This is a genomic window from Fluviirhizobium alvei, from assembly GCF_030551875.1.
In the GTDB taxonomy this organism is placed as follows: Bacteria; Pseudomonadota; Alphaproteobacteria; order Rhizobiales; family Rhizobiaceae; genus Rhizobium_E; species Rhizobium_E alvei.
The window spans coordinates 204,907-216,962 of record NZ_JAUOZU010000012.1 but is presented as its reverse complement, the minus strand read 5'-3'; the positions used below and the strand labels follow the sequence as shown (position 1 = coordinate 216,962).

General features: G+C 57.3%; 7 protein-coding genes, 1 tRNA gene and 1 pseudogene. 7 read left to right on the top strand and 2 right to left on the bottom strand.

All coding sequences use genetic code 11. The features are described from left to right. From Q4481_RS17005 to Q4481_RS16985, 5 genes and pseudogenes are all read left to right on the top strand, one after another. A pseudogene (locus Q4481_RS17005) lies at positions 1-278 on the top strand (methyl-accepting chemotaxis protein); the annotation flags it as partial. Positions 279-280: 2 nt separating this feature from the next. Next, positions 281-775, top strand: coding sequence for a chemotaxis protein CheW (locus tag Q4481_RS17000; protein ID WP_304377592.1), 495 nt, complete (start codon positions 281-283; stop codon positions 773-775). Positions 776-794: 19 nt separating this feature from the next. After that, on the top strand, positions 795-1,646 hold the full coding sequence (locus Q4481_RS16995; protein WP_304377591.1) for a CheR family methyltransferase: 852 nt from the start codon (positions 795-797) through the stop codon (positions 1,644-1,646). Positions 1,647-1,654: 8 nt separating this feature from the next. Next, positions 1,655-2,734 (top strand): protein-glutamate methylesterase/protein-glutamine glutaminase, encoded by a 1,080-nt coding sequence (locus Q4481_RS16990; protein WP_304377590.1) that lies wholly within the window; start codon positions 1,655-1,657, stop codon positions 2,732-2,734. A gap of 102 nt (positions 2,735-2,836) precedes the next feature. Then, the gene (locus Q4481_RS16985) at positions 2,837-3,538 is read left to right on the top strand and encodes a ParA family protein (protein WP_304377589.1); all 702 of its coding nucleotides are present in this window, start codon (positions 2,837-2,839) and stop codon (positions 3,536-3,538) included. A 48-nt stretch (positions 3,539-3,586) separates the two neighbouring features. Here Q4481_RS16985 and Q4481_RS16980 read toward each other — a convergent pair whose 3' ends face one another. Both Q4481_RS16980 and Q4481_RS16975 read right to left on the bottom strand, forming a co-directional pair. Beyond that, the gene (locus tag Q4481_RS16980; RefSeq protein WP_304377588.1) at positions 3,587-5,323 is read right to left on the bottom strand and encodes a type III PLP-dependent enzyme domain-containing protein; all 1,737 of its coding nucleotides are present in this window, start codon (positions 5,321-5,323) and stop codon (positions 3,587-3,589) included. A gap of 296 nt (positions 5,324-5,619) precedes the next feature. After that, positions 5,620-5,696: transfer RNA gene (locus Q4481_RS16975), tRNA-Arg, on the bottom strand. Positions 5,697-6,077: 381 nt separating this feature from the next. On the opposite strand from Q4481_RS16975, the gene Q4481_RS16970 reads away from it, so the two are divergent. Continuing rightward, the gene (locus Q4481_RS16970; RefSeq protein WP_304377587.1) at positions 6,078-7,136 is read left to right on the top strand and encodes a helix-turn-helix domain-containing protein; all 1,059 of its coding nucleotides are present in this window, start codon (positions 6,078-6,080) and stop codon (positions 7,134-7,136) included. Between the two features lie 152 nt (positions 7,137-7,288). Continuing rightward, positions 7,289-11,650 (top strand): Ig-like domain-containing protein, encoded by a 4,362-nt coding sequence (locus Q4481_RS16965; RefSeq protein WP_304377586.1) that lies wholly within the window; start codon positions 7,289-7,291, stop codon positions 11,648-11,650. The last annotated feature ends 406 nt before the right edge of the window (positions 11,651-12,056 follow it).

The following is a 12,056-nucleotide window of genomic DNA, read 5'->3' as shown; positions in this document are numbered from 1 at the left end:
TGTCGGCCACCTCCGAAGAGCTCGCCGCCCAGGCAGAAGAGCTGCAGGCGTCCATCGCCTTCTTCAAGGTCGACAATGCCAGAACGAAGCCGGCCGATCATCAGGTCCGTCGTTCTGCTGCAGCTCCGGTTCGTCCGGCACAGAAGGCAGGATCGGCCCCGATCCGCAAGCCGGACAACAGTGTTGGCGCCCAGCAGGCGCGTGCGCGTGGCTTCGCCCTCGACATGTCCATGGGCGGACCAGATTCCGATGACGACGATTTCAGGGAAAGTGCTTGATCATGGCTGCACCGCAATCAGAATCGCAATTCGTCACCTTCAGCCTGGGCAGCGAAATTTTCGCTGTCCCGGTCGGGGTGGTTCGTGAAATCCTTGACCATGAGGAAGCGTTCAAGATTCCTCATGGTCCGGACTATCTCCTTGGTCTCCGCGATGTCCGCGGCCAGGGCGTCCCGGTGGTCGATCTCAGGCTCAGGCTGGGCATGACCAAGACGGAGAAGACCCCGCATACGCGCATTCTGGTGCTCGACATCTGCATCGGTGAAAAACAGCTTACCCTTGGGCTGGTTGCCGATCGCGTCTATGAAGTCACGCCTTTCCGCAAGGATGAAATCGAAGGCGCGCCGGATATCGGTGTCAGCTGGCGGTCGGACTACATCGCTGGTGTTGTGCGTCGCAATGGCAGCTTCGTCGTGATTGTCGATCTCGCCCGTCTTTTCTCGGATTCCGGTGATGTTCTCGGCGGCCTGGGCCGCCCCGTTCCACAAGTCGCGTAATTGGTTGGAGTAGCAGACCGTGGCAGCAGTACCCAAGTTACAGCCGATAGACGAACGGCTGAGCGATAAGAATTTTCAGACTTTATCTCGATATATCTATGATTACAGCGGCATAAAGATGCCGATCACGAAGATTACGATGCTGGAAGGGCGTCTGCGCCGCAGACTGCGCGCCACCGGAATTGGTTCGCTCAACGAGTATTGCGAGTATCTGTTCAAGCGTAATGGATTGGCGACGGAATCGACCTATCTGATCGATGCCGTCACCACAAACAAGACGGACTTTTTCCGCGAGCCGAAGCATTTCGAATATGTGGAACGGCTGGCTCTTCCCGAACTCCTGTCCAATGGCCATACGAGGCTGCGTATCTGGAGTTCGGCCTGCTCGACAGGAGCCGAACCCTATACGATCGCCATGGTCATGGAGGAGTTTCTCGCATCACGCCGCGAGCTGGACTACCGTATCTATGCGACGGATCTCTCGACCGAAGTTCTGCAGACGGCGCGTCGTGGCATCTATCATCGCGATATGGTGGCACCCGTTCCGGCACGGATGCGGCAGAAATACGTGATGGAGGCGCGCGACAGGACACGCCATGACATCCGCATCGCTCCGAAACTGAGAGCAAGGGTCGGATTTGCGCGGCTCAATCTCATGGATGAAAGCTATCCGGTCGGGGAAGCCATGCACATGATCTTCTGTCGCAATGTCCTGATCTATTTCGACAAGGAAACGCAGGCGAAAGTCCTGACCCGTCTTTGCAACTGCCTGTTGCCCGGCGGCTATCTCTTCGTCGGTCATTCGGAAAGCGTGACGGGGGTTCCTCTCCCGGTCAAGCAGGTGGCCAATACGGTGTTTCGCAAAATCTGAAGGTAAAGATGGCTGGCAAAATCCGCGTTCTCATCATTGACGATTCTGCCAGCGTCCGGCAGGCGCTGACAAAGGTTCTGGAAGACGATCCCGAGATTGAAGTCATGGGTGTGGCGTCCGATCCTTTCATGGCCGCCAAGAAGATCCAGGAGCAGCTTCCAGATGTCATAACCCTGGATGTCGAAATGCCGCGCATGGACGGGATCACCTTCCTGCGCAAGATCATGTCGCAACGCCCCATTCCGGTGGTCATGTGTTCCTCGCTGACGGAGCAGGGGTCCGAGACGCTGCTGCAGGCACTCGAGGCCGGTGCGGTGGACGTGATCCTGAAACCGAAGATCGGGGCGGCGGACTATCTTGCGGATTCCGGGGTGCGGATCCGGGAGGCGGTCAAGGGTGCTGCCGCCGCGCGGCTGGGTGCTGTCCGGCGTGCGACCGCAAGTTCGAGCGCAAGCACGAAACTCACCGCGGATGCGGTGCTGCCGCCGCCGTCCGGTCGCGCGATGGCCAAGACCACCGAAATGGTGGCCTGTGTCGGGGCATCAACCGGGGGAACGGAAGCGCTCCGCGTTATGCTGGAACAGCTTCCCGCCAACGCGCCCGGCATGGTTATCGTCCAGCACATGCCGGAGAAATTCACGGCCGCCTTCGCCAAGCGTCTCAATTCGCTCTGTGAGGTCGAGATCAAGGAAGCGGAGGACGGCGATCCTGTCCTCAGGGGTCATGTGCTCATCGCCCCGGGAGATCGGCACATGCTGCTCGAACGGCAGGGGGCACGCTACCATGTCTCGGTTCGCACAGGTCCGCTCGTGTCGCGCCACAGGCCTTCCGTCGATGTGCTGTTCCGCTCGGCAGCCCGGTCCGCTGGTGCCAATGCCATGGGCGTGATCATGACCGGCATGGGCGACGACGGTGCGCGCGGGATGGCTGAGATGCATGCCGCCGGTGCCTATACCATTGCCCAGGATGAAGCGAGTTCGGTTGTCTTCGGCATGCCGAAGGAAGCAATCGCCCATGGTGGTGTCGACAAGGTCGTGTCGCTGGATCATATCGCGCGCGAAATTCTTTCGGCCGACCGCCGTAGATAGAATTTGACGGTTTCTTAACCATATTTCGGGACTATGGGAGGGCACCATGCGGGGTGCGGTACCGGGCCATGAGTGGCCTCAAACGGCTGTCGAGGACCCCGAATGACCGTCATATCCTTCGCGAACACCAAGGGCGGTGCCGGCAAGACCACGGCTTTGCTGCTGCTCGCAACGGAACTCCTCCGTCGTGGAAACCGTGTTTGTGTGGTGGACACCGATCCCCAGCGCTGGATCAGCCGTTGGTTCGAGGGCGCGAGTTCGCCGCATGACCGTGTCACGCTCGCCACCTATATCAATGCGAATTCGCTTCAGCGGACGGTCGAGCATCATGCGCCGCAGTATGATTATGTGCTGATCGATCTGCCTGGATCGCAATCCCCGCTTTTGGCGACGGCGATCGGACTGTCGAACCACATCCTGATTCCCATTCAAGGCAGTTCCATGGATGCCCAGGGCGGAGCCCAGGTGCTCGAAATCCTCGCCTATCTCAATGAACGCGCCAATATTTCCATTCCGCATTCGGTGGTGCTGTCACGCGTCAATTCGATGATCACGACCCGCGCCATGCTGGTGGTCAAAGGGCTCCTCGCACAGCGTTCGGTGCGCGTTCTCGATACGCCGCTGATCGAACGCGCCGCATTTCGCGATATGTTCGATTTCAAGACCTATCTTCATCTGATGGATCCCGAAAAAGTCTCAAACCTCGACAAGGCGATTGCCAATTCCGCGGCCTTTGCCGATGAGGTCATGAGCCTGGTCGAAAAGAGAAGCAGCCATCTCGCCAATCGCTTCCGCGCTGCTTGATGGCTCTGCGCATGACGTCCGGGGGCGGAAGCCCCCGGCGTACAGGCATTAAAACAGAGCCGACATCAGATCATCATCGTCATCTGCCGAAGTCCCACTTGCAGCGGTTGCCGCCGCGCTTTCGACGACTGGCAGGAATTTCTGGTGAATGACGCGCTCCTGCGCCATCGTATAAGTCTTGTAGATTCGGGCCGAAAACGCGTTGATCACATCGCATCCCGCAGCAATTGGTGCGGTCACACCCTGATCTTCTTCCGCAGCAATCCGCAGGCAGTCATCGATCACGTCACCGAGATCGCTTCGGAAATCCAGCGTGCGGATCGCCTTTTCGATCGATTCGAACACCGACCCGCCCTTTTCGGCAAGCAGGGCAAGTCCACTCGACATTTGCTCGGCCACTGTCTCGATCGCCTTGTGGGCTTCGGCCAGGGGTTCGTCGATCCTTTCAACCCTTCGGTTGTTGTCGATGTTCAGAAGATCGCGCGCCGTTTCGATTTCCTGCATCTGCAGAACGATACCTTCGGCCGGGACTTCGAGCTTGTCGGCAAAGACGCGCAGCTCGCCACTGGCAACATTGACCGAACGTCCGGCGTCACCCAGACGGGTGCAGGCCAGGTTGGAATTGAGCGCCATATAGAAGATGTCGAGCTTGATCTTGCGAATGTTGGCGATGCCGGCAATCAGAGACTGGGTTGAGTCTCCGACGCTGGTAACGACGCGATCGAGATCGCCTGTGCGCTCCGCCACCTTGACCGAAAGGGAAGTCGCCCGCTCGAGGTCCGATTTCATTGTGTCGAAGATCCGGGCATCGGAGGGTTGCCCATGCCCCGCAAGCTCATCGCGTAGCATCAGGACCTGGCTGGCATCGGCGGTGAAGCTCGCTATATTGGCTGAAATGCTCGCGCATTTTTCATTGAAATCGCTGGCGCTTTCCTCGAGTTGCGCGCGAGCGAGGCCCGATATCGCCGCCTCGATGGAGGCTAGATCGCTAGCCGCCATCGTCTTGGTCCCATCGGAAGCCCGGAACTCCGAAAGTGCTGCGAACATCGACATGATATGTTCGATCCGCTGACGGGTGACATCGCCGATCTGCAAGGCGGAGAGCACGGAGGCGATCTTCAGCTGGATCGAGCCGGTAATCTGTTGCAGTTGCTGGGCAGAGGCCGCCATGCGTTTCTGCTGTTCGGCAAGCGCAAGCGAACTGCGGTCCATGCTGGCGACCAGTTCCGGAATGGCCGATGCAAAATCACGGATGACGCTTTCCGAACTCGTATTGGCCGATGCCAGGCGCGTGCGCATGGCGTTCAGCTGACTGCCGAAATGATCGATCTCTGTACCGACCGACTGGATGCGCTCGCGGATTTCATCGGCAAATCCGGAGAATTCCGGGATACCGGCACCGGTGATCTTCACCGTCATGGCGATGGTGCGCAGATAGCGGATAATCTCCTGCATATCCTCGACACGCTTGTAAACGTTCGTGCAAAGGCCCGCGATGCGTGTCAGCGCTTCCTGCTTGCGGCTTGCCGCGTCAGGCAGATCTGCGAGATCATCGACGACCTTGCGCATGCCGTCGAAAACGCGTCTTGTCGCCTCTGGATTCAGAAGATTGACCACCTGATCGAGGATTTCAGTCAACCCCGTCACCGAGTCCATGACGGCGATGAGAACATTGCCGCCCTCCAGAAACGATCGCTCGATTTGCGCCTGGGCGATGGCCAGCTTTCCACTCAGTGCGGATTGGGTCGGGTGGCTGTAAGTATCGATTTTGAACGCAGTGCTCATTATGGTCCCCAATATGTCGAGCACAATCTAATCGAATTTGTCGAAAAACGTGTAAATGCCGCCGGCAAAACTTTTAATTGGTTTATGGAGTCTTACGGCGAGTCTTTTCGGAGTGAGAAATGGATTTTGCCCGGCCGGTGCCGCTTCGTTGCGAAGCCGAATAAAGGTGGCTGGCGAGAAGAACGGGGAGGTCTGTTCTGTAACTCTCCAAAGGGTCAGCGGATCGCAAGAAACGCGATCTCAAGACCGCCGTCCTTGGCAAATGTCTTGTCAACACTCTGAAATGAAAGAGAAAATGGCGCACCCGAAGAGATTCGAACTCCTGACCCCCAGATTCGTAGTCTGGTGCTCTATCCAGCTGAGCTACGGGTGCTTTCGGCGGATCCGATATCGTCGGCCGCGAGGCAGGTCACTAATTCGTTGCGCCGATAATTGCAAGCCTAAAATCCGAAAAAACTGCATTCTTCTGCGCAGGAGTTGGGAAAAGCGTGGCCGCGCTTTAGGCTTCGTCACAAATAAGTTATAAAATTCATATAGATAAGATAATGTTTTCTATTCTGATGCCAAAGTTCGGCGTGATCGAATTTGGTTGGCGCCTCGGCGCCTTGCCGGCAGCAGAATCAAACGGGCGAAGCCAGATGACATCAGTCCGACGCAGGCTCGACGATTGCGTCACAAGTCACGGAATTTCCGCAAGACAAGTTGTGGGTTTTCCTCTAGTTTTGGGGACCAGTAACAACTGTCATCGTACTTAATGGATACCAACGGCAAACCGCTTTCGAACCCCGATCTCGAAATCAAGGTGCGTGGTGAAGACGGCGCTGACCAGATCGCACATTTTTTCGATGCTTGCGGGTCGATTTTTCGTGGCGAACTCGAGCAGCGCGACGAGAATCGTCAGTACAAGGTAAATCTTGCTGGCACGCAACTTGGCCCGCTGGTGCTGAGCAAGGTGCTGATGACGGGTGGCAGCTTCCATTATGAACGGGATTCCCGGCTGATCGCGGCAAGCGGCCTCGATCTGATCTTCGTCCAGATCATCACGCAAGGCAGCGACACCCGTCTGGTCAACGGCGTGGAGATCCGGTCGCGGCCAGGCGATGTTTTCATCGCCGATCTCACCCGGACCATGCGGACCCATGCCGAGCATTGCGGAAATTTCAGCTTTGTCGTGCCGCGGGCAGCCTTTGGTCTGCAAGAGGTTGAGCTTGATCGGCTGCATGACCACTATCTGCCGGCCGAAAGTGCTGCTGCGCGCCTGATCCTCAATCATATCAAGATGGTATGGGCGGCGCGCCACGAGATTGCCGAACAGGAAACCGTGGGCGTGACGACCGCAACGGCTGGGCTGCTTGCGGGATTTCTTTCCAGCGGCGGCTCACGCGGCAATGATTCTTATGCCAGCGCCTCGCGCTATCTGCAGATCTGCCAGTTCATCGATCTGAATCTCGGAGATGCGGATCTCGGACCGGACATGCTGGCCCATCGCTTCAACATTTCCCGCGCCGCACTTTATCGTCTCTTCTCCGAGACCGACGGCGTTGCCAATTACATTCGCGAGCGCCGCCTGCGCTTTGCATTTCGTCGCTTGACCTCGACGGACCGACCCAACATTTCGGCAATCGGTTTTTCGAGTGGATTCGGAAGCGTTTCGAGCTTCATCCGGGCATTCAAGGCAAAATATGGCATAACCCCGGGCGAGACGCTGGAGAGGGGCGCCATGCAATCCATTCCTGCAGCCGGTTCACCGCAGGGCTCCATCCTGCGGTCCTGGATCGAAATTGCCGACAGGGCGGTGTCGGCGTCCTTATAGGTGACGACTGGAGAGACATCTTGCGCATGAAATGAGACGGATTGCGCATTGAAATCTCACGCACCAGCCGTGAGGTCGTATATTTAGTCTCCTTCGAAACATCGGATTGCTGGCGCCGGCTGGTGATCTCACGCGTTGCGAAGGAGCGGTTTGTGACCACTTACGCCGAAATTCAGGCTCTCCTGTCTTCCACCTCCTCCACGACAATCGATCTGTCGGATGACTATGCCTACCTCACGGTCGCTGAGGCGCAGGCCTTGGCCGCGGAGGGCGTGAGCTTTGCTGCCGATGATGCTGTTTCAATTCTTGATACAGCCGATACGGTCGAGGCTTTGAGTGCGTCCGAAATCGAAGCGCTTTCAATACTTGGCGCCAGCGAAATGCTGGCTTCCGATCGCGGTCTGACCCTTTCTCTGGCGCAGATCAACGCGCTGGCCGATGCCGGCATGGTGGCTTCCACCCGTTATGCCACGCTGAGTGCGACGACCGCGGCGGATATCGAGGTCGGTAGCGGATCTGCCTCGACGGCCAATGGCATGACACCTGTCGTATTGTCCGATGGGTCCTGGGTGGTCATGCAGCGAAATGGCGAAGGCATTTATGTCTATGCATTTGACGCTGCCGGCAATGCAACAGGAACGGTCGCAGTCGCAACGGGAGACTCGATCCAGCAGGCTTCGATCACAGCCCTGGCGGATGGAGGCTATATCGTCTGCTGGACCAACAACTATACGTCAGTTTCCTTGAGCCGTTACACTGCAGCCGGCGTTCAGGTCTCGGTTGAAACGATTGATGATGCCGCCTACGCGCAGGATGGCCCAAGCGTCGTTGGCCTTTCCGACGGCGGATATGTGCTAACCTACCAGCAGTTTTCACGCGCAAACGGACAGGAACTGATCGTTGAACGTTTCGACGCGGATGGAAATCCGGTCGGCAGTGCGCAATCCCTGACATCTGCCAACATCTCGGGCTTGGGCTTGGGTTCATTCACCGAGGGGTTGGCCGCAACTCAGATTGTCGAACTCGCAGACGGTAGTATCCTGGTGACATGGATCGATGCCGACAACACAGATGGCTCGGGCTACGGATTGATCGGCCAAATTCTCGATGCGTCGGGGGAAAAGGTCAATGATCTGTTCGTCATCAGCGAGACGACCACCGGCAACCAGTATCTGATGGCGGTCTCCGATACATCAGAGGGCAACTTTGCCATTGTCTGGCGAGATCTTAGTAGCTCAAGCATCGTTGCCCAGATCTTTGATGATCAGGGCAATAAGGTCAACGGCGAGATTGTGATCAGTACAAGCGCCTATGGTCAGATGGATGCGCAGATCACTGCACTCGACAATGGGAATTTCGTCGTCACCTGGACCTGGCTTGCGGTCGACAATCCAAACTCGACGAACGGGCAGCATGAGGGTGTTTTTTCGAAGATCATCGATGCCGATGGCAATACGGTAGCCGATACCAGTGTCGTCAACACGACCACTGTTGGCAGCCAGTACGATCCGCAGACCGTTGCCCTCAAGGGCGGCGGTTATGTCGTCGTCTGGTCGGAAAACATCAGCGGGAGCGACGATGGCATCGAGATCAATGCCCAGGTATTTGATGCCGATGGCAACAAGATCGGCACTGAGATCGAAATCAATGCCGGCGAGAGCGGAACACAGTCTTACCAAAAGATCATTGCGCTACCGGATGGCGGCTTCTCCGTAACATGGTACGATTCTGACAGCGGCAAATACTACACGCGCGTGTTCCAGCACGATTCGGATCTTGCGCTTTTGAGCGGCACAGCATCTGCCATATCCGCCCTTACGACAGCAGATGTCTCGGATCTTGACGCCGTCGGCATTTCGACGATTACGGTCTCCGATGGCGGAGCGGTCTCACTTTCGAAGGAACTAACCGTCAGCCTCTTGAACGTGTCCGGACTGACGATCGATGGCGCGTCTTCAGTCACGCTCGCAGACAGCGGCTCCGCGATTGCTGCGATCGGGGTTACAAGAATCGCAGACCTGACCAATCTGGGCGTTACCGCAGTCAATGCGTCCGATGACGTTGTCTCTCTCACGCTCGAGCAGGCGAGCGCCTATGCCACGGCGGGGCTTGCCTTTGCTTCCGAGGATGTCGTCACGATCACGATCGGGACATCGGACCTACTGTCCCTGTCGGCCAGCGATCTCTCCGATCTGGCATCCATGGGTGCGACGATCTTCGATGTCGCGGGCGATGAACTTGCGCTCACACTAGAACAGCTCGATCTCATCACTGGCCAGGGCTTCTCCTTCGACAGTTCCGATACGCTGACGATCGCCGACAATCAGATCAATGTTTCGGTCCTCACCTTGACGGAAATCGCTGCCCTCGGCGGCCATGGCGTGACCAGGATCGATCTGACGGACGATCCAGACACAACGCCGCTCTGGCTCAGCCTGGAGCAGGCGGAAGCCTTCATCGCTGAGAACATTGTTTTTGCGGCAGACAACAGCGTCACCGTGTCGATGACGGCCTCTGAAGCGCAATCGCTTGATAGCGACGATATCGCCACTTTGGCGGATTTCAATATCGACAGGGTGTTTGCAAGTGGTGCGATATCGATCGACGTCAGCCAGTTCCTTGCTTACCTCGAATATGGAATTGAAATCGATGCCGGCATTGAAGATGTGACCCTTGCCGACACCGGCGCCAATCTCGCCGCCCTCACGGACAGCCAGATCGAACATCTGGCCGATTTCGGGATCCGTGCTCTCGATGCGAGCGATGATCTGGCTGACCTGACCCATGCCCAGCTGCTTGCCCTGCAGGAGATCAGTGCGCGCTTCGATACCAGCGATACGGTACGTCTGGTGGTCGATAGCAGTTCGCTTGCAACAATCGATGCTGATGCTCTTTCCAATGTGGTGAGCTTTGGCGCGACTCTTCTGACGACAGAGGATACGGCACTCGATGTGTCTGCTGCGACTGCCGCCACTGTTGAAGCGGCCGGATTGTTGTTTGCAAGCGAGTACGATGCCCGTCTTTCCGATACCGCGGCCAACCTGATGGCTCTGTCCAGCAACGACCTGACGGACGCCGCTGCCCTTGGCATCGATCTGGTTCGGCTGTCCGACACGGCAGCTGTGATTTCAAATCTGACGACAACAAACATCGAGACCCTCTCCGGCAAGGGTGTAACTCTGATCGACGTCACCGATGGCACGATCAGCATCAGTCTCTTGAAAGCCCAGACGTTCGCTTCTTACGAGATGTCGTTTGAAAGCAAGGATACGGTCATCGTCACCGGTGCGGGTTCCACGTTTGCGGATCCCGACCTGCTCGACCTCTCGGGCCTTTCGGCGCTGGGCGTGGATCAGATCAATTTGTCCGACAATGCGCTGACATTTTCGCTTGCACAGATCGAAACCTACATCAATGCGGGTATCGGTTTCGTTGCCGATGACCTGATCACGGTATCGCTGAGCAAGAGCGAGGCGGACGCACTTGATACGGCAACGGCGGCCAGCTTGCGGAATGCCGGTGTCGACATCATCGAAGCCGGGATGACGGCGAACCAGGTGAAAGCCCTTACCGTTGCCGAGATCGCCGCTTTGGGGGCAGCCGGAATAGATCGTATCGATATTTCCACCAATGCCGTGCTTTTGACATCGGCACAGGTGACGGCCTTTGCCGATGCCGGAATCGATTTCGCCGATGGCGACACAGTGACCGAGCATACGGCGCCGAAACTCGTTGCGGACAAGGCAACCGGCAAGGAGGGCGCATCTGTCAAGGTAAGCGTCCTTGCCAATGACACGGCCTATGATGATCTGTCGCTTTCGCTCTCTGCGGCAACCGTGACATCGGCCAACGGAACGGTGAAGCTCAACAGCGATGGCAGCCTGACCGTGAAATATACGGGCGCCGATATCGACGGCGACCAGTCCGCCAAGGTCAAGATTACCTACACGGCCACCGATGGGCTGGAATCGCGCAATGCAGCCCTCACAGTCACGTTTGAGGCCGTGACCGAAGATATCCTCGGCACCAGCAAGGCAGACCGTCTCACAGGCGGCGCCTATGGCGAGAAGATCAGCGGTCTTGGCGGCAACGACAAACTGTTCGGGTTGGGTGGCAACGACCGTCTCTATGGCGGCAATGGCGACGACACCCTGACCGGTGGCGCAGGGCGCGATGAACTCTATGGCGGAGCGGGCAAGGATACATTCGTCTTCGCATCGGCTTCCGAGATCGGAACATCAAAGGCGGCTGCCGACCTGATTGCCGATTTTGAGAGCGCCAAGGGGGACCATCTGCATTTGTCTGCGATCGATGCGAACGAGAACCGGCGTGGAAACCAGGCGTTCACCTTCATCGGGACCGACGATTTCCACAAGGCCGCCGGCGAACTGCGCTATGAACGTTCAGGATCGAGCACCTATGTCTATGGCGACACGGACGGCGATGCGAAGGCGGACTTCGTGCTGCAACTCAACGGGGCTCTGAAGCTCATCGACGATCATTTCATCTTGTGACCGTTACGCCCGCCATGGTCCCCATTGCCATGGCGTGGGATCTCCTGATCGATGGTGCCATGCTGTCGATCGGGAGATCCCTTTTTTGATCCTGGACTCTCCGACATGTGCGGGTAGGACTTTGCGACAATTCGGCCGGTTGCACCTCATACTGAGGCTCGCAAAGATGTTATTGTCACATAATTCTGCCGGCGCTTTGCATTCACAAGTGTGATCTGGCCGTTGTTTTTTCGCGCTTTGACAGTCGCGCCGCCCATCGGCGTTTTGATCCTGCCGGTGCTCCAGTGTTATTCTGGTTGGAACTGTGATCCTGACAGGAGGAAGCGATTGGCACAGCGGGGGGAACTGGCAAAACTCTGAAAGTAGTTATACAGACCAGGTTCTTAGGCAGGCTGGATTGATTTCG

Excerpts from the sequence above, each read along its gene's own strand:
- Q4481_RS17000 (WP_304377592.1), top strand. The coding sequence starts at position 281 with ATGGCTGCACCGCAATCAGAATCGCAATTCGTCACCTTCAGCCTGGGC.
- Q4481_RS16990 (WP_304377590.1), top strand. The coding sequence starts at position 1,655 with ATGGCTGGCAAAATCCGCGTTCTCATCATTGACGATTCTGCCAGCGTC.
- Q4481_RS16985 (WP_304377589.1), top strand. The coding sequence starts at position 2,837 with ATGACCGTCATATCCTTCGCGAACACCAAGGGCGGTGCCGGCAAGACC.
- Q4481_RS16980 (WP_304377588.1), bottom strand. The coding sequence starts at position 5,323 with ATGAGCACTGCGTTCAAAATCGATACTTACAGCCACCCGACCCAATCC.
- Q4481_RS16970 (WP_304377587.1), top strand. The coding sequence starts at position 6,078 with ATGGATACCAACGGCAAACCGCTTTCGAACCCCGATCTCGAAATCAAG.